Source organism: Rugamonas violacea, assembly GCF_016461825.1.
Classification (GTDB): Bacteria; Pseudomonadota; Gammaproteobacteria; order Burkholderiales; family Burkholderiaceae_D; genus Rugamonas.
Map to the genome: position 1 here is coordinate 15,131 of NZ_JAEMNU010000074.1, position 18,046 is coordinate 33,176.

16 protein-coding genes are annotated in these 18,046 nt (G+C 69.3%); 4 read left to right on the top strand and 12 right to left on the bottom strand.

The genetic code is table 11. The features are described 5' to 3' along the window. Window positions 1-78: 78 nt before the first annotated feature. Window positions 79-1,137: a 3-deoxy-7-phosphoheptulonate synthase gene (locus tag H7U20_RS14070; RefSeq protein WP_199759779.1), complete on the top strand. Its 1,059-nt coding sequence runs from the start codon at window positions 79-81 to the stop codon at window positions 1,135-1,137. 37 nt (window positions 1,138-1,174) lie between these two features. On the opposite strand, the gene H7U20_RS14075 is transcribed toward H7U20_RS14070, so the two are convergent. Beyond that, on the bottom strand, window positions 1,175-1,585 hold the full coding sequence (locus H7U20_RS14075) for a Rieske (2Fe-2S) protein (protein ID WP_199759780.1): 411 nt from the start codon (window positions 1,583-1,585) through the stop codon (window positions 1,175-1,177). Between the two features lie 183 nt (window positions 1,586-1,768). Between H7U20_RS14075 and tsaD the strand changes: the two genes are divergently transcribed. Next, window positions 1,769-2,809, top strand: coding sequence for a tRNA (adenosine(37)-N6)-threonylcarbamoyltransferase complex transferase subunit TsaD (gene tsaD, locus H7U20_RS14080; protein ID WP_199759781.1), 1,041 nt, complete (start codon window positions 1,769-1,771; stop codon window positions 2,807-2,809). Between the two features lie 157 nt (window positions 2,810-2,966). Here the strand turns inward: tsaD and H7U20_RS14085 are convergent, their stop codons facing one another. The 5 genes from H7U20_RS14085 to H7U20_RS14105 form a co-directional block, all read right to left on the bottom strand. After that, a complete protein-coding gene (locus H7U20_RS14085; RefSeq protein WP_199759782.1) occupies window positions 2,967-3,776 on the bottom strand; it encodes an ABC transporter ATP-binding protein in 810 nt (269 codons plus the stop codon). 1 nt (window position 3,777) lies between these two features. Then, window positions 3,778-4,731 (bottom strand): nitrate ABC transporter permease, encoded by a 954-nt coding sequence (gene ntrB / locus H7U20_RS14090; protein ID WP_199759783.1) that lies wholly within the window; start codon window positions 4,729-4,731, stop codon window positions 3,778-3,780. A gap of 13 nt (window positions 4,732-4,744) precedes the next feature. Further along, complete coding sequence (locus H7U20_RS14095; RefSeq protein ID WP_199759784.1) at window positions 4,745-5,992, bottom strand: CmpA/NrtA family ABC transporter substrate-binding protein; 1,248 nt, start codon at window positions 5,990-5,992, stop codon at window positions 4,745-4,747. A 305-nt stretch (window positions 5,993-6,297) separates the two neighbouring features. Next, window positions 6,298-7,200, bottom strand: a complete 903-nt coding sequence (locus H7U20_RS14100) for a LysR family transcriptional regulator (RefSeq protein WP_199759785.1) — start codon at window positions 7,198-7,200, stop codon at window positions 6,298-6,300. A gap of 4 nt (window positions 7,201-7,204) precedes the next feature. Next, window positions 7,205-8,152: a LysR family transcriptional regulator gene (locus H7U20_RS14105; protein ID WP_199759786.1), complete on the bottom strand. Its 948-nt coding sequence runs from the start codon at window positions 8,150-8,152 to the stop codon at window positions 7,205-7,207. Window positions 8,153-8,317: 165 nt separating this feature from the next. On the opposite strand from H7U20_RS14105, the gene H7U20_RS14110 reads away from it, so the two are divergent. Continuing rightward, window positions 8,318-9,187 (top strand): oxidoreductase, encoded by an 870-nt coding sequence (locus H7U20_RS14110; protein ID WP_199759787.1) that lies wholly within the window; start codon window positions 8,318-8,320, stop codon window positions 9,185-9,187. A 131-nt stretch (window positions 9,188-9,318) separates the two neighbouring features. Here the strand turns inward: H7U20_RS14110 and H7U20_RS14115 are convergent, their stop codons facing one another. The 5 genes from H7U20_RS14115 to ybaK all read right to left on the bottom strand — a co-directional run bounded on the left by H7U20_RS14115 (window position 9,319) and on the right by ybaK (window position 14,131). Continuing rightward, complete coding sequence (locus H7U20_RS14115) at window positions 9,319-10,638, bottom strand: metal-dependent hydrolase (protein ID WP_199759788.1); 1,320 nt, start codon at window positions 10,636-10,638, stop codon at window positions 9,319-9,321. 126 nt (window positions 10,639-10,764) lie between these two features. After that, window positions 10,765-11,808, bottom strand: coding sequence for a sensor domain-containing diguanylate cyclase (locus H7U20_RS14120; protein WP_199759789.1), 1,044 nt, complete (start codon window positions 11,806-11,808; stop codon window positions 10,765-10,767). Window positions 11,809-11,948: 140 nt separating this feature from the next. After that, window positions 11,949-12,596 carry a DsbA family oxidoreductase gene (locus tag H7U20_RS14125; RefSeq protein WP_199759790.1) on the bottom strand — a complete coding sequence of 216 codons (648 nt, stop codon included), beginning with the start codon at window positions 12,594-12,596 and terminating at the stop codon, window positions 11,949-11,951. Between the two features lie 281 nt (window positions 12,597-12,877). After that, complete coding sequence (gene plsY, locus H7U20_RS14130; RefSeq protein ID WP_199759791.1) at window positions 12,878-13,522, bottom strand: glycerol-3-phosphate 1-O-acyltransferase PlsY; 645 nt, start codon at window positions 13,520-13,522, stop codon at window positions 12,878-12,880. Window positions 13,523-13,639: 117 nt separating this feature from the next. Next, window positions 13,640-14,131 (bottom strand): Cys-tRNA(Pro) deacylase, encoded by a 492-nt coding sequence (gene ybaK / locus H7U20_RS14135; RefSeq protein WP_199759792.1) that lies wholly within the window; start codon window positions 14,129-14,131, stop codon window positions 13,640-13,642. A 38-nt stretch (window positions 14,132-14,169) separates the two neighbouring features. On the opposite strand from ybaK, the gene H7U20_RS14140 reads away from it, so the two are divergent. Continuing rightward, window positions 14,170-15,162 carry an endonuclease/exonuclease/phosphatase family protein gene (locus tag H7U20_RS14140; protein ID WP_199759793.1) on the top strand — a complete coding sequence of 331 codons (993 nt, stop codon included), beginning with the start codon at window positions 14,170-14,172 and terminating at the stop codon, window positions 15,160-15,162. 112 nt (window positions 15,163-15,274) lie between these two features. Here the strand turns inward: H7U20_RS14140 and H7U20_RS30775 are convergent, their stop codons facing one another. Continuing rightward, on the bottom strand, window positions 15,275-17,860 hold the full coding sequence (locus tag H7U20_RS30775; RefSeq protein ID WP_370593155.1) for a sensor domain-containing protein: 2,586 nt from the start codon (window positions 17,858-17,860) through the stop codon (window positions 15,275-15,277). Window positions 17,861-18,046: the final 186 nt, after the last annotated feature.

Here is an 18,046-nt window from a genome sequence, read left to right on the forward strand (position 1 = left end):
CCGCCGAGGCCAAATTGCCGCATTTCAGCTACACTACGAATCCCCCCGAACGCAATCATTGTAGAGAAGCAGACAATCATGATCTCCCCAGACATCGAAAACATCAACGTCACCTCGTTCGCGCCGATGCCTTCGCCGGAAGCGCTGCACGCCAAACTGCCGCTGACCGAGCGCGCCTCGGCCACCGTGATGAAGGGCCGCGAGGCGCTGCGCAACATCATCGACCGCAAGGACCAGCGCCTGTTCGTCGTCGTCGGGCCATGCTCGATCCACGACCCGGTGGCCGGCCTGGACTACGCCCGCCGCCTGCTGCAACTGCAGGCCGAGGTGGCCGACACCATGCTGCTGGTGATGCGCGTGTACTTCGAGAAGCCGCGCACCACCACCGGCTGGAAGGGCTACATCAACGACCCGGACATGGACGATTCCTTCCGCGTCAACGTCGGCATGGAGAAGGCGCGCCAGTTCCTGCTCGACGTCTGCGAGCTGGGCCTGCCCACCGCCACCGAGGCGCTCGACCCGATCTCGCCGCAGTACCTGGGCGACCTGATCGCCTGGACCGCCATCGGCGCCCGCACCACCGAGTCGCAGACCCACCGCGAGATGTCGTCCGGCCTGTCGACGCCGGTCGGCTTCAAGAACGGCACCGACGGCGACATCAGCATCGCCATCAACGCCATCCTGTCCTCGGCCCACCCGCACTCCTTCCTGGGCATCAACAGCGCCGGCAACGTCGCCATCGTGCGCACCCGCGGCAACGCCTACGGCCACGTCGTGCTGCGCGGCGGCGACGGCCGGCCGAACTACGACTCGGTCTCGATCGCCATCGCCGAACAGGCGCTCGACAAGGCCAAGCTGCCGGCCAACCTGGTGGTCGACTGCTCGCACGCCAACAGCTACAAGAAGCCCGAACTGCAACCGCTGGTGATGGCCGACGTGGTCAACCAGATCGCCCACGGCAACCGCTCGCTGGTCGGCGTGATGATCGAATCGAACATCGTCGGCGGCAACCAGAAGATCCCGCAGGACCTCAGCCAGCTCAAGTACGGTTGCTCGGTGACCGACGGCTGCATCGACTGGGACACCACCGAGAAGATGCTGCGCGACGCCCACGCCCAGCTCAAGCAACGCCCGTAAGCCGCCCCGCCCCGCTCCGCCTGGCGCCTGGCGCCTGCTAGCCGAAGGCCGGCAGGCGCGGACGCACCCCGCACGAACCGGCCAGCGCCGCCTCGGCCCGGCTGGCCGGTTCGCTCAACTCCTCCAGATCCAGATAAATCCTGCCGTCCTCCAGCCGCACCGTGTACGAGCGCGGATAGCCCTCCTGTCCCTGCGGCGAGCAGGCCAACGCCAGCGCCTTGTGCCAGCGCCGCCGGCCGGCCGCCGCCGTCTCGCCGGCCGGCGCGCCGCGCACCGGCGAGCCGTCCGGGTGTGGCGCGCCCACCAACAGCGCCAGCACCCGCTCGTCCTCGCCACGCACCAACAGCACGCCCGGCAGGTCCTGCCAGGCCAAGCCGCGCGGCACCAGCCGCGTGCCCAGCGGCGCCAAGTCCTTCAGCCGACAGATCAATTTCCATTGTCCAGACATCGTTCACCTCCTTGTAAAGCCATCCCCTGCCTACGCAAGAACGATGCCACGCGCCGGCCGGGTTTTTCGTTCAACATTGCGAAAAACGCACAGCGATAGTGCGCGGCGGCGCGCCAGTTCGGGGCATCCCGCCCGGCGCTTTCCTTTACAATGGCGGATTACTCCTTCAAATGTGCCCTCTTCATGATCGTTCTCGGCGTCGAATCCTCCTGTGACGAAACCGGCCTTGCGCTGTACGACACGCAACGCGGCCTGCTGTCCCATGCCCTCTACTCCCAGGTCGCCATGCACGAGGAGTACGGCGGCGTGGTGCCGGAGCTGGCCTCGCGCGACCACATCCGCCGCGCCATCCCGCTGCTGCAACAGGCGCTGGCCGAGGCCAAGCTGGCGCCCAAGGACATCGACGCCATCGCCTACACCCAGGGTCCCGGCCTGGCCGGCGCGCTGCTGGTGGGCTCCTCGGTGGCGTGCAGCCTGGGCCTGGCGCTGGACAAGCCGGTGCTCGGCATCCACCACCTGGAAGGCCATTTGCTGTCGCCGCTGCTGGCCAAGGAGCCGCCGCAGTTCCCCTTCGTCGCGCTGCTGGTCTCGGGCGGCCACACCCAGTTGATGCGGGTCGACGGCGTCGGCCAATACACCCTGCTCGGCGAGACGCTCGACGACGCCGCCGGAGAGGCCTTCGACAAATCGGCCAAGCTGCTCGGCCTCGGCTATCCGGGCGGCCCGGCGATCTCGCGCCTGGCCGAATTCGGCGACCCGCTGGCCTACAAGCTGCCGCGTCCGATGCTGCATTCGAAGGATTTCAATTTCAGCTTTTCCGGCCTGAAGACGGCCGTGCTGACGGTGGTGAAGAACCACCAGGAAAAGGTGATCGCCAACATCTGCGAGCAGGACAAGGCCAACATCGCGCGCGGCTTCGTCGACGCCATCGTCGACGTGCTGACCGCCAAATGCGTCAGCGCGCTCAAGCACACCGGGTTGAAGCGGCTGGTCATCGCCGGCGGCGTCGGCGCCAACAGCCAGCTGCGCGCCGCGCTCAACGACGCCGCCGCCAAGAAGCGCTTCAAGGTCTACTACCCCGAGTTGGAATTCTGCACCGACAACGGCGCCATGATCGCCTTCGCCGGCGCCATGCGCTTGCAGATCAACCCCAACGCGGCGCAGCGCGACTATGCGTTCAACGTGCGGCCACGCTGGCCGCTGGACGAAATCAAGGTGGTCTGACACGGCCCACCGCCACCAGCCCGGCAAGCGGGCCGGCGCCGGTAAAAACCACCCAACGGCGGCAAGCCGGGGTCGGACCCGCCGGGTCCGACCCCAGATTTACGCCGCTGGGTTTTCTTGACTTGGCGGCATGCGTGCCTCCCCCCCACCACACCTCTCAGGCGGCTTCGCGCTGCGCCGGCCGCGCCTGGCGCTGGTACAGGAAGTGCAGCACGCTGGTGCGATAGTCGAGGTACAGCGGGTCCTGCGCCAGCGCCAGCCGCTCGCGCGGGCGCGCCAGGCGCACCTGCAAAACCTCGCCGATGGTCGCCGCCGGCCCGTTGCTCATCATTACGATGCGGTCCGACAGCAGCACCGCCTCGTCCACGTCGTGCGTCACCATCACCACCGTCGACTGGGTCGCCGCGACGATGCGCAGCAGCTCGTCCTGCAAATGGGCGCGGGTCAGCGCGTCGAGCGCGCCGAACGGCTCGTCCATCAACAGCACCTTCGGCTCCATCGACAGCGCGCGGGCGATGCCGACGCGCTGCTTCATGCCGCCCGAGATCTCGTGCGGCCGCTTGGCCGCCGCCGCCGTCAGGCCGACCAAGGCCAGCGCCGCCATCGCCCGCTGCTTCAACTGCGCGCCCGACTCCTTGCCGCCGAAGACACGCTCGACCGCCAGATGCACGTTCTCGTAGCAGCTCAGCCAGGGCAGCAGCGAATGGTTCTGGAACACCACCGCCCGCTCCGGCGACGGCCCGGCGATCTCGCGGCCGCCGCAAATGAGCACACCCTGGCTGGCCGTGGTCAGCCCGGCGATCAGGTTGAGCAAGGTCGACTTGCCGCAACCGGAGTGGCCGATCAGCGTGACGAACTCGCCCTTCTGCACCGTCAGGTTGATGTCGCTGAGGGCGTGGAAGCTGCCCTGCCGCGTGTTGAAGACCATCTCGGCGTGCGTGATCTCGATGAATTTATCCGCGCCCATGTCAGCCCTCCACTTCTTCGTAGGTGAACGATCTGGCCACGGCGACCAGGATCTGCTCCAGCACCAGCCCGACCACGCCGATGATGACGATGGCGATCAGGATGTGTGCCACGTTCAGGTTGTTCCACTCGTCCCAGACCCAGAAGCCGATGCCCACGCCGCCGGTCAACATCTCCGCCGCGACGATCACCAGCCAGGCCGTGCCGATGGCCAGGCGCACGCCGGTCAGCATGTAGGGCAGCACCGACGGCAGCAGGATCTTGGTGACGATCTTCCACTCCGACAGATTCAGCACGCGCGCCACGTTCATGTAATCCTGCGGCACGCGCTGCACGCCGACGGCGGTGTTGATGATCATCGGCCAGATCGAGCAGATGAAGATCGACCAGATCGCCGCCGGGTCGGCCGCCTTGAACACCAACAGGCCGATCGGCAGCCAGGCCAGCGGCGAGACCGGTTTCAGCAGACTGATGATGGGGTTGAACATCCCGCCCAAAAACTTGAAGCGGCCGATCAGGAAGCCGAGCGGGATGCCGACCACGGCGGCCAGGCCGAAGCCCATGCCGACCCGCTTGAGCGAGGCCAGCACGTTCCAGCCGATGCCCTGGTCGTTCGGCCCCTTGCGGTAGAACGGGTCGGAGAACAGGCGCACCGCCTCCTGCCAGGTCACCAGCGGCGTCGGAATGCCGTTGTTCCCGCTGGCCAGGATCTGCCACACCAGCAGCAGCAAGGCCAGGCCGAGCAGCGGCGGCAGAAAGCGCATCACGTAGGGCCGCAGCCGCGACTTGCCGCCGCTGAGCACGACGCCCTTGGCGGCCAGGCGTTCGCTGCGCGGCGGCTTGGCCGGCGCCGCCGGAACGGTCGCGGCGGCCACCGTCGGCGCCGCCGCCGCTGCGGAAATCGAGGCGGCCGGCGTGCCCGCTTCCGCCGCCAGCTTGTTAAACACTGCGCTCATATGCGATCCCTCCTCAGACTTTGATGTTGAACGAATCGGCGTAGGCCTTGGGGTTCTTGCCGTCCCAGACGCTGCCGTCCATCAGCTTGGCGCTGCGCATGGGCGACTTCGGCACGCTGACCTTGGCCAGCGCGGCGGCGTCCCGGTAGATGCCGATCTGGTTGATCTGCGTCGCCACCGCCAGGTAGTCCGGCTCGCCCTTCAGCAGGCCCCAGCGCTTCTGCTGCGTGAGGAACCACATGCCGTCCGACAGATAGGGGAAGTTGACGCTGCCGTCGTTGAAGAACTTCATATAGTTCGGATCGTCCCAGGTCTTGCCCAGGCCGTTCTGGTAGCGCCCCAGGATGCGCTGGTTGATCACGTCGACCGAGGTGTTGACGTAGGACTTGTCGGCGATGGTCTCGGCCATCTTCTGCTTGTTCGACAGCGAGGCGTCGATCCAGCGGCCGGCGTCGAGGATGGCGGCGGTCAGCGCGCGCGCCGTGTTCGGATACTTCCTGACCCACTCGGCGCTGCTGCCCAGCACCTTCTCCGGATGGTCGCGCCAGATGTCCTGGGTGGTGGCGGCGGTGATGCCGACGCCGTCGACGATGGCGCGGTGGTTCCACGGCTCGCCGACGCAGAAGCCGTCCATGTTCCCGACCCGCATATTGGCCACCATCTGCGGTGGCGGCACGGTGATGATCTTGGCGTCCTTGAGCGGATGCACGCCGTGCGCCGCCAGCCAGTAGTACAACCACATGGCGTGGGTGCCGGTCGGGAAGGTCTGGGCGAAGCTGTATTCGCGCTTGTCGCCGGCCATCAGCTTGGCCAGCGAGGCGCCGTCCACCGCGCCCTTGTCGGCCACCTTCTTCGACAGCGTGATCGCCTGGCCGTTGTGGTTCAGGTTCATCAGCACCGCCATGTCCTTCTTCGGCCCGCCCACGCCCAGGTGCACGCCGTAGACCAGGCCATACAGCACATGGGCCGCGTCCAGTTCACCGTTGACCAGCTTGTCGCGCACGCTGGCCCAGGACGACTCCTTGCTCGGCACGATCTTGATGCCGTACTTCTGGTCGAAGCCGAGCACCGAGGCCATCACCACGGAGGCGCAGTCGGTCAGCGGGATGAAGCCGATCTTGACCTCCGTTTTTTCCGGCTTGTCCGAGCCGGCGGCCCAGGCGCCGCCACCAAGCAGGCAGCCCAGGCCCGTGGTGCCGGCGACGGCGCCGGCTTTGAGTAGTTGGCGGCGGATCGGTTTGAATGGGGTATCGCTGCTCATCGTATCCTCGTGCGGGTCGCTATGGGCCACCGGGCGGCGGCCCCTCAGCAAGGACCACAGCAATTGGTGTGCCAGCCGCCGGTGAGAATCGCGCCCCACGTCGGGACCTGAGCGCGCCTTGTTGGCGCGAATGGGCAGCTGGCTGAATTTTTCGGCACCGTTTTTGTGCACGGCAGCAGCGGGCGCGCACCGCCGCTGCGCAGAGCGCGCGCAGAACACGCGCAGGCGGCGCAAGCCACGGCGCCTTGGCCGGCGGCGCGGCGCAGCGGCGCGGCGCGGGACGATGGCGCGCCCGGGTGCGGGCGCTAGCCGTTCAGCGTCCGGTCGGCGCGCAGGCGGGCGACGATCAGGTCGATGAAACTGCGCAGCCTGGCCGAGCCACGGCGGCCGTCGCGGTGCACCACGCTGATCGGGATGGCCTCCGGCTCGTAGTCCCGCAGCAGCGCCACCAATTGGCCCGACTCCAGATAGCGCGCCGCCTGGTAGGACATCAGCCGCGTGATGCCCAGCCCCAGCACGGCCGCCTCGATGGCGCCGTCGTTGGTGCTCACCACCAGGCGCGGCTTGACCCGCACCGTCAGCGTCTGGCCCTGGTGCTGGAACCGCCAGTCGGGCGACAGGCTCACGCTCGACGCCAGGATCACCGTGTGGCGCGCCAGCTCGGCCGGCGTTTGCGGCGCGCCGTGCCGCGCCAGATAGTCCGGCGCCGCGTACACCATGTGCCGCACGCGGCCCACGCCGACCGCCTGCATGCTCGAATCGGGCAGCTCGCCGATGCGCACGCCGACGTCCAGCCCCTCCTCCAGCAGATTGGTGACGCGGTCGACCAGCAACGCCGACACCTCCATCGCCGGATACCGCGCCAGGTAGTCGACGATGCCGGGCATGACGTACAGCTTGCCGAACAAAACCGGCGCGGTGACGGCCAGGTGGCCGCGCGGCTCGGCGTTGGTGCCGGCGGCCGCCTCGTCGGCCTCGTCGACCTCGGCGACGATGCGGCGCGCGTCGTCCAGATAGCGCCGGCCGGCCTCGGTGACGCGCACGTGGCGCGTGGTGCGGTCGAGCAGCTTGACGCCGAGGCGCTCCTCCAGCGCGGCGACGGCGCGGGTCACCGCCGGCGGCGACATGCCGAGCCGGCGCGCGCCGCCGGCGAAGCTCTGCTCCTCGCCGACGGCGACGAAGACGGTCATCAAATGCAATCGGTCCATGGCGTCATTTTCTTTTGGGGTGGGGGCCGGGCCGGCGCGGCCGGTAGGCGGGGAACAGGCGCTCGCCGGCGGCGCCGATGAAGTCGATGAAGTGGCGCACCCGCAGCGGCATTTGGCCGCGTTGCGGATAGTAGAGGAACAGGCCGTGTTCGCTGCTGTCGAGCTGCGGCAGCAGGCGCACCAGCGCGCCGCTGGCCAGGTCCGGCTCGACCATGTAGCCGATCAGCTGGCCGATGCCGACACCGGCGCGCACCGCCTCCAGTTCGCCCTCCACCGTGTTGAAGCTGGCCACCGCCGGCACGTCCTGGTAGACGGTGGCGCCGTCGATGTTGAGCTCCCACGGCATCAAGCGGCCGGTGTTGGGGTGGCGGAAGCCGGTGCAGCGCTGCCCCGGGCCCGCCAGTTCGGCGACGTCGCGCGGCGCGCCGTAACGCGCCAGGTAACGCGGCGCGGCGCAGATCAGCAGTTCGATGTCGCCCAGCTTGCGCGAGACCAGGTTGCGCTCCGGCGGATTGCCGGCGCGGAAGCCGACGTCGATCTTCGCCTCGACCAGGTCGGTGAAGCGGTCGTCGAACAGCAGGTCGAAGCGGATCGCCGGATGCAGCTCCTGGAACTCGCGCAGCAGCGGCACCAGCTTGACGCTGCCGAAGGAGGTCGGCGCGGCGACGCGGATCAGGCCGTCGAGGTCCTGCCGGCTGTCGCGCACCTGGTCGAGCGCCTCGTCGAGCAGGCGCAGGCCGGGGTTGGCCAACTCGTACAGGCGCTCGCCCTCGTCGGTCAGGCGCAGGCTGCGCGTGGTGCGGTGGAACAGGCGCACGCCCAGGTTCTCCTCCAGCTGGCGCACCGCCTTGCTGACGGCCTGCGGCGTCAGGCCCGCCTCGGCGGCGGCGGCGCTGAAGCTGCCGGCGCGGACGACGCCGATGAACAGGGTGATGACGCGGGCTTTATCCATGCCGGTGCGGCCTTTTCCATTTACAACCAAAAGATGAAAATCAAACAGCTTTGCTATGGCTAGTGTAACAGCTGCGGCGGACCTACACTGGCTGCACATCACTCCACAGCCCACGGCGGACCGCCGCCGCAGGGCGCTGCTGGAACCCTCTCAAAGGATACGACCATGGCACACGCCAAGCAGGGCAACAACAAAGTATGGCTCATCACCGGCGCCTCGCGCGGCTTCGGCGCGCTGATCGCACGCCAGGCGCTGGCCCGTGGCGACGCCGTGGTGGCCACCGCGCGCGACCCGCAAACCATCATCGACGCGCTGGGCGAGCAAGCGCAGTTGCTGGCGCTGAAGCTGGACGTGCGCCACGAGGCGCAGGCGATCAGCGTGGCGCAGCGCGCGCTGGAGCGCTTCGGCCGCATCGACGTGTTGGTCAACAACGCCGGCTACGGCCTGCTCGGCGCCGTCGAGGAGGCCAACGCCGACGAGGTGCGCGCCCTGTTCGACACCAACGTCTTCGGCCTGCTCAACGTCAGCCGTGCGGTGCTGCCGCTCATGCGCCAGCAGGGCAGCGGCCACCTGGTCAACCTGTCGTCGGTGGGCGGCTACCGCTCCTACGCCGGCTGGGGCATCTACTGCGCCAGCAAGTTCGCCGTCGAGGCGCTGAGCGAGGCGCAGGCGATGGAGCTGGCGCCGCTGGGCATCCACGTCACGGCGGTCGAGCCGGGCTACTTCCGCACCGACTTCCTCGACGCCGCCTCGCTGGTCAGCACGCGCAGCCGCATCGACGCCTACGCCGGGACGGTCGGCGCCATGCGCGCCCACGCCGCCGACGTCAACCAGCGCCAGCCGGGCGACCCGCGCAAGCTGGCCAAGGCGATGCTGACCCTGGTCGACAGCGCCGCGCCGCCGCTGCGTCTGCAACTGGGCAGCGACACGGTGGCCGGCGTGCGCGAGAAGAACCGCGCGGTCGAGGCGGAGATGGCGGCCTGGATGGCCTTGGCCGTCTCCACCGACCATGACGACGTGGCGGCCGCCGCTTAGGCAGCATGCCGCCAAGGCGCCGGCGCCGGATGAACCACCCAAAAGCAGAGAGCTGGGGTGGGGGCCNCGGACCCGCTGGGTCCGACCCCGGATTTACGCCGGTGGGTTTGCTTGGCTTGACCGCGCGGCCATCAGGGCGGGCGCCCGCCGGCCGACACCAGCGTCGGCGTCGGCGTCGGTGCCGGCGCCGGTGCCGGCGCCACGGTCGCCGACGGCGTCAGCAGGTCGGCGCGCGGATAGTCCCAGCGCGGCACGTTCTGCGGACAGGCGGCCTGCCGGCTGTCGGCGATGCGCAGCGCGGAGAAGTTCCCGTTCGGCGTGCCGGCGAAGCGGTAGTCGGACAGTTCGCCGTCCACCAGCGCCGGCGCGCGCGCGAAGCGCAGCCAGGCGTCGACGTAGCAACTGTCGCGCCGCAGCCCGCGCAAGGCGGACAGGCTGGCGCTGCGCTCGTCGTACTGGGTCAGCGCCGCCGTCAGCGGCCGCGCCGGCGCCTGCGCCGCCACCCGGTCGAGCAGGCCGCTCGGACAGGCCTGCGGCGCCAGCCACTGCGGCGCCAGGCTAAGCACGCCGCGCCGCATGCGGTAGCGGTCGGCCGCCTCGTCGACCTCCACCGAGACGAAGTTCCAGCACAGCGGCTGGCTGGGGAAAGCCGTCATCGCCACGTCGACCGTGCGCGCGGCCGGATCGAGCTGCAGCAGCGCGGCGCGGATGCGTTGCGCGCCCACCGCCGAGCCGAGGCCCTGCCCGCCGACGAAGACGCCACTGAGGACCAGCGCCAGCAGCAAGGCGCCACGGCCACGCGCGCCGTCGCGCCGCTGCAGCGCGATCATCGCCGCCGCCACGGCCAGCAACGCGGCCAGCGCGCTCCAGGCCAGAAAACCCTTCCAGCCAAAGAACAGCAACGCCGCCGCCAGCAGGCCGAGGCCGAGCGCGCGCGTGGTCCGCGCTGCCGTCAGCCAGGCCAGCGGCACGCCGAAGGCGACCCAGAACAGCGGCTCGACGATGAACACCATGTCGCCGTAGAACCAGCGCCCGTCGAAGGGATAAAAAGGATGGATGCCGTAGGAGTTGGTGAAGTCCATCAGCAGGTGCAGGCCGAGGCCGAGCAAGGTGCTGGCCGCCAGGCCGAAGCGCGCCGCGCCGCTGCGCCGTAGCAGCGCGCGCGCCGCCGGCCACAAGCTCCACAACAAGGCCAGTAGCAGCAAGGCCTGCGGCAGCGCGAACAGCAGCGTGTGGGTGTGGCCGCGGTGGTTCAGCAGATAGCCGAGTGGAACCGGCAGCAGCTTGGTGAGGAACAGGTCGAGGTCGGGGAAGTTGCTGGCCAGCGCGCAGGCGGCGAGCAGCAGGCGGTGGCGCGTGCGCTGGCTGGCGGCGTCCGGCTCGGGCCTCAGGCTGCGGTGTATCAGTTCGCCGGCGCCCAGGCCGATCAAGGAGTGGGTAATGTTATCCAAGGCTTGCTTCGTCTCCGCAGAGTAGGGTTGGTGGTGGACTTGCTGGCGCGGCGTGGTCGCACCGCGTAAGCCGGCCGGCAGCCGATCTGACGGCGCGGCGCGACGCCGCGCCGTCGGGCGGCGCGCCTAGCCGTCGACGCGGTTGCGGCCGCCGTCCTTGGCGCGCCGCAGCGCCTCGTCGGCCTGGCGCAGCAGGCTTTCCGCGTCGGCGACGCCCATGTGGTCGAAGGCGCCCACGCCGATGCTGACGGTGACCGGCAGCGTGTGCGCGCCGGCCGTGTGCGGCTGCGCCTCCAGCTTGGCGCGCAGCGTCTCGGCCAACGTGCGGGCGCCCTCGCGCGGCGTGTTGGGCAGCACCACGCACAGCTCCTCGCCGCCGTAGCGGCCGGCGATGTCGATCACCCGCACGCTCTCGCGCAGCAGGCGGCCGACGTTGGCCAGCACCATGTCGCCGGCGGCGTGGCCGTAGCGGTCGTTGACGCCTTTGAGGTCGTCGAGGTCGATCATCAGCGCCGACAGCGGCGTGCGGAAGCGCTTGGCGCGCGCCACCTCGAACTGCAGGCGCTGCAACAGCGAACGGCGGTTGTGCAGGCCGGTCAACTCGTCGGTCAGCGCCAGCTGCTCCAGTTCGCGCAGCGAGCCGCCCAGGGTCCGCTGGTTGGCGCGCAGCTCGATCAAGGCCATCACCTGGCGCCCCAGCCGCGCCAGGGTGCGGCGCTGCGCCTCGTCCAGCGCGCCGGGCCGGCTGTCCATCACGCACAGGGCACCGATGTGGAAGCCGTCCGGCGAGGTCAGCGCGACCCCGCTGTACATGCGCATATGCGGCGCGGCGACGGTGTACGGCAGGTGGGCGGTGCGGTAGTCCTCGCTCAGGTCGGCGATCTCGGTGGTGGCCTCGCCCAGCACCGTCAGGGCGCAGTAGCTGTCCTGGCGCGGCATGCTGCCCAGCGGCAGGCCATGGCTGGCCTTGAGCCAGACCCGCTCGGCGTCGACCAGCGCGATGGCGGCGTAGGGCATGCCGCACAACCGGGCGGCCAGCTCGGCGAGGAAGCTGAAGTCCTCGCAGGGCGGCGTGTCGAGGATCTGGTAGCGCTGCAGCGCGGCGACGCGGAACTGGTCGGCCGGCGGTCTGGCGACGCCGAGTAAGTGGATTTTTTGTGCTGCCGGCATGCGCCTCCCTGAATCGTCGCCGCGGCTGTCCGCGCGATGCTGGACTTGAGTTTAGCGCAAAAGCGGCCGGGCCGGAGGCCGAGCGGGGGGCGCGCCGGAAGCCGAGCGGGAGGGCTGGCCGCCCGCCGTCGCGGCATGGCTCAGGCGGCCGCCAGAATCTGCCGCAGCGCCTGTTCGAACACCTCGGCCGGCTGGCCGCCGGAGATCAGGTGGCGGTCGTTGATGATCACCGCCGGCACCGAGCTGATGCCCTGCTGGATGTAGAAATGCTCGCGCTCGCGCACCTCGTCGGCGTAGCGGTTGCTGGCCAACACCTCGGCGGCGGCCGCCTCGTCCAGGCCGGCGGCGCCGGCCACCCGCGCCAGCACTTCGCGCGAGCTGGGATTCTCGCCCTGCGTGAAGTAGGCCTCCAGCAGCGCGTGCTTGAGCTCCTTCTGGCGGCCCTCCAGCTCGGCCCAGTGCAGCAGGCGGTGGGCGTCGAAGGTGTTGTAGATGCGGCTGCGCTTGTCCATCGAAAAGGTGAAGCCCACCTCGGCGCCGCGCGCGCGGATCATCTCGCGCGACTGCGCCTGCTGCTCCGGCGTGGCGCCGTACTTCTCGGCGATGTGCTCGCCGATGTCCTGGCCCTCGACACCCATCTTCGGATTCAGCTCGAAGGGCTGGAAGTGCAGCTCGGGCTTGGCCGCCGTGCCGATGTTGGCGAGCGCCGCCTCCAGCGATTTCAGGCCGATGGCGCACCAGGGGCAGGAGACGTCGGAGACAAAATCGATCTTGATGGGTGTGCTCATGAATAGGCCTTCGCAATGGGTGGGCGCCCGGCGGCGCAATGCCAGCTATATGATGGCAGCAAAAGCGAAATCAAGTCGCCGGCGCAGTCGATTCCATTCATTGAAATAATTTCAACAAATTGGCATCTATTATTGCATCGCCAGCAATTGCCCGCCGCACAGCAAAAAACCAGGCGCGGGCCTGGTTTCTTGTGTTTCTTGTGTTTCTTGTGTTTCTTGTGTTTCTTGTGTTTCTCGTGTCCCTTGCCGCTTTTTCACAGCGCAGCCTGGCGGCGCGGGGATTATTTCTTCTTGCCCTTGGCCGGGGCGGCTTCCTTGGCGGCGGCGCCCTTGCCGCCGATGCGGCTTTCCTTGCCGGCCAGCAGGTTGGAGATGTTCTGGCTGTGGCGGTAAGCCAACAATACGCTCATCGCGATGACCGCGAACAACTGCGGCTCGACGCCGAACAGCAGACCGTAATAGAACGGCGCGAACAGCGCGGCGATCAGCGCGGCCAGCGACGAGTAGCGGAAGGCGAAGGCGATGGCCAGCCAGGTCACCAGCGTGGCCAGGCCCAGCCACGGATTCAGGCCGAGCAGCACGCCCAGCGCGGTGGCCACGCCCTTGCCGCCGACGAAGCGGAAGAACACCGGCCACAGGTGGCCGAGGAAGACGGCGATCGCCACCAGCGCGATGGCCAGGTCGCCCACGCCCAGTTGCTCCTGGTAGTGGTAGGCCAGCCAGACCGCCAGCCAGCCCTTGGCGCCGTCGCCCAGCAGGGTCATGATGGCGGCGCCCTTGTTGCCGCTGCGCAGCACGTTGGTGGCGCCCGGGTTCTTCGAGCCGTAGGTGCGCGGGTCGGCGATGCCGAACAACTTGCTCATCACCACGGCAAAGGAGATCGAGCCGATCAAATAGGCGGCCACGGTCATCAGTACTGTATTCATTGTTTCCCTCTAATTATTATTCCCGGGGCTCTCCGCCGGGGCTGCTGAATATACACCATGCGCGTGTCCCCACGCCAACAAAGTGCGCTGGGATTGACGCCGGGCAAGCACCGGCCCTCAGTCGGCCAGGGCGCACTGCACCGGCTTGGCCGCCAACACGTCGAGCAGCACCTGCGGCGCGATGCCGATCAGGAAGCCGCGCCGGCCGCCATTGATATATATCGTTTCCAGTTGCAGGATGCCCTGCTCGACATACACCGGCATCGCCTTCTTGGTGCCGAACGGCGAGGTGCCGCCTATCATATAGCCGGAATGGCGGGTCGCCACCTCCGGCTTGCACGGCTCGACCGACTTGCAGCCGATCGCCCGCGCCAGGTTCTTGGTCGACACCTTGCAGTCGCCGTGCATCAACACGATCAGCGGCTTGGCCGCCTCGTCCTGCATCACCAGCGTTTTGACGACGTGGTGCTCGGCCACGCCCAACTCGCGCGCCGAGACGCCGGTGCCGCCGTGCTCCTCGTAGGGATAGGGGTGTTCCGAGAAGACGATCTTGTGCCTGCGCAGCAGCTGCGTCGCCTGGGTTTCGGAAATGTGCTCTTTTTTGGCCATGCGTGATACGCTAAAGATTCAACGAGGAGTGTCGAATTATGCAGCAAGAACTTCGCTTTGCCACCTTCAACGTGTGCAACCTGGCGCCGGCCGGGGCGAAATTGTATGACAACCTGGCGCCGCTGACGGCGGCGCAGTACGCAGCGAAGGTCGCCTGGACCGCCCACCAGCTCGACCAGCTCGACGCCGACGTCATCGGCCTGCAGGAGATTTTCTCGCTGGCGGCGCTGCGCGACGTGCTGGCGCGCAGCACCCGCTACCGCGACGCCATGCTGGCCGGGATCGAGGTCGACGCCGGCGCCGAGCGCCTGACGCCGCAGGTGGCGCTGGTCTCGCGCCTGCCGCTGGCGGCCACGCCGGCGGCCTATCCGGCCTTCCCCGACGGCGTCGCCATGCCGGCCGGCAGCCGCGACGCCGACCGCTTCGCCCGCGCCCCGCTGCACGCCCAGGTGCTGCTGCCGGACCGGCGCGTGCTGGACGTGATCGTGGTCCATCTGAAATCCAAGCGGCCCGACTACCGCAACGGCGACGGCGGCGACGACCCGCTGTTGTACGCCCAGGCCAACCTGCGCTCGCTGATCCGCCGCGGCACCGAGGCGGTGGCGCTGCGCGTTCTGCTGAGCCAGTTGAGCGAGCCGGCGCACGGCGGCCGCCGGCCGCGCATCGTGCTGGGCGACTTCAACGACACCGCCGACGCCGTCACCACCACCATCGTGCTGGGCGCCGGCGCCTGGTGCCAGCCGGGCGACGAGTTGAGCGGCCGCATGTTCGACTGCAACCAGATCCAGCTGCGCCAGGACCGCCTGCGCCACGTCGGCTACACCAACATCCACGAGGGCCACTACATGACCATCGACCACGTGCTGGTGTCGGAGGAGTTCAACCCGGCCTCGCGCTACGCCATCGGCGAGGTGCTCGACGTCAGCTACCTGAACGACCACCTGCTGCAGCAGCGCCCGGAGACTTCGGACCACGGCCAGGTGCTGGTGCGCCTGCGCCTGTACGGCGCGCGCGACCACGCCGAGGCCTGAGGCGGGTCGCGCAAAACCCGACGGCGCAACGCCAGGGTCGGACCCGCGGGTCCGACCCTCGCTCTCCGCCTGTGGGTGCCTGGCGCGGCCGCCGGCGCCTTGGCGACGCGGCCTAGGCCGCCGGCCCCTCGGCACCGTCGGCGCGCGGCGGCGGCTGCGGCGGCGGTGCCGCGCCGTCCAGCGACGCCGCGCCGTTCATCGGCGCCGCACCATCCAGCGACGCCGACTGCGGCGCCGACTCCAGCGCGGCCGGCGCGATGTAGCGCCCCTGGTAGCGGTCGCAGCCGTGATGGCGCAGGAACTGCAGCTGGGCCGCCGTCTCCACGCCCTCGGCCACCACGATCAGCTTCAGGCTGCGCGCCACGCCGATGATGGCGGTGGCCACGGCGGCGTCGCCCGGCTCGGACGCCAGGTCGGCCATGAAGGAGCGGTCGATCTTCAGCTTGTCGACCGGGTAGTCGCGCAGATGGCCCAGGCGCGAATAGCCGGTGCCGAAATCGTCGATGGTCAGGCCGACGCCCAGCGCGCGCAGCGCCTGCAGCTTGGCCGACGCCGCGCCGCCCTGGCGCATGATGATCGCCTCGGTCAGCTCCAGTTCGAGCAGGCCGGGCGCCAGGCCGCTCACCTGCAGCGCCTCGGCCACGCTGTGCGGCAGGTTGTTCTGCACCAGCTGCGCCAGCGAGATGTTGACCGCCACCACCAGCGGCCGGCCCTCCTCCTGCCAGCGGCGCGCCTGCCGGCAGGCCTCGCGCAGCACCCAGTTGCCGATGGCGACCATCAGGCCGCAGTCCTCCGCCACGCCGATGAAGCGCTCCGGCAGCAGCCGACCCAGCTGCGGGTGGCGCCAGCGGATCAACGCCTCGGCACCCACCGTGGCGCCGCTGGCGACGTCGATCTCGGGCTGGAATTCGAGCTCGAACTGGCCCTCGCGCAGCGCGCAGCGCAGGCCGTTCTCGAAGGCGACCCGCTCGACGATCTGCGCGTTCATCTCGGCGTTGAAGAACTGGAAGCGGTTGCGCCCGCCCTCCTTGGCGTGGTACATCGCCAGGTCGGCGTTCTTCACCAGCGTCTCGATGTCGGCGCCGTCGTCGGGGAAGATGCTGATGCCGATCGAGGTGGTGACGTCGAGCCGGTGCTGCTCCAGCTCGTAGGTCTGGGTGATCGACTGCAGCACGCTGGCGGCGACGTGGGCGGCCTGGTCGATGCCGCCGATGTCGGCCAGGATGATGACGAACTCGTCGCCGCCCTGGCGGCTCACCGTGTCGACCGCGCGCACGCACTTGACCAGCCGCGCCGCCACCTCCTTGAGCAGCAGGTCGCCGACGTGGTGGCCGAGGGTGTCGTTGATGTGCTTGAAGCGGTCCAGGTCGAGGAACAGGATGGCCAGCATGCTGTGGTTGCGCCGCGCCGCCGTCAGCGACAGGCTGAGGCGGTCGAGCAGCAGCACGCGGTTCGGCAGGTCGGTCAGGAAATCGTGCTCGGCCAGGTGGCGGGTGGTTTCCTCCGAACGCTTGCGCTCGCTGATGTCCGACAGGATCAACATATAGTTGGCCACCGCGCCCTGCTGGTCGGCGATGGCGGCCAGCGACAGCCAGGCCGGATAGCGCTCGCCGCCACGGCGCTGCGCCCAGATCTCGCCCTGCCAGTGGCCCAGCTCGCTCATCTCGCCCCAGATCTGGCGGAACAGCTCGGCGTCCTCGATGCCGACCCGCTCGCCGTCGAGCGCCTGGCCGACCATCTCGGCCGGACCGCGGCCGGTGGTGGCGCTGTAGGCCTGGTTGACGGCGATCACGCTGGGCAGGCGGTCGGCCAGCAGGATGGCGTCGCGGCTGTTCTCGAACACCTGGGCGGCCAGGTACAGGCGCTGCTCGGCCTGCTTGCGGGCGGAGATGTCGCGCACCACCGCGTAGAACAGGAACTCGTGGTCCAGGGTGATCGAGGTCAGCAGCACCTCGGCCCAGAACGGCCGTCCGCCGCAACTGGTGTAGCGCCAGTCGTAGCGCCAGTTGCCCAGGCGGTGGGCCTGCTGCGCCATGGCCAGCCCGGCCTGGGCCGACAGCGCGCCGCCGTCCTGGCGCAGCGGCGAAAAATCGGCCAGGCTCTTGCCCAGCATGCGGCCGGCGTCGGCGCAGTCGAACAGCGCCAGCGCGGCCGGATTGAGCTCGGCGATGCGGTCGCGCTCGATCACCAGGATGGCGTCGCTGGACTTGTCGAACATCTGGCGGAAGTTGGCGCCCACCGACAGCAGCGCGCCCTCCTCGCGGCGGCGGGCGGTGACGTCGATGTCCATGCTGAAGATTTGCTGCAGCTCGCCGCCGCGATACACCGGGAACATGCTCGAATAGACCCACAGCTGGCGGCCGGCGGCGCTGCGCACCTGCCAGTCGCGCGCCGGGCTGGGGCGGCCGCTCTGCCACACCTGCTCCAGCGCGGCGGCGTGCTCGGCGGCGCGCTGCTGCGGCCGCAGCAGTTGTAACAGCGGCTGGCCCAGCGCCTGCTCCGCCGCCACGCCGTACAACTGGGCGCAGGTGTGGTTCCAGAAACGCACCCGGCCGGCCCGGTCGACGCTGTGCACCGCCACCAGCGGCGTCAGCTCGATCGCCGCGACGACGCGGGCGATCAGGTCCAGCGCCTGCTCGGCCGGCCGGCCGGGTTCGCCCTGGGCCGACGCGGCCGCGATCGATTTCTGGTCATCCACCTTGGCCTCGCTCGCCGTGCGCCCTTGCAGGCAGTCAGAGCATTCTTGCCCGCCACAGGATCGCGCGCTTGACGTGGCGCAAGGAAGGCCGCAGCGGACGTATCACGGCGCAAGTGTCGTTACCGTTTGACAACAGTTCGCCGGCCCGCCGACGCGAAAACCACAGGCGCGATCCCGGGGTGGGGC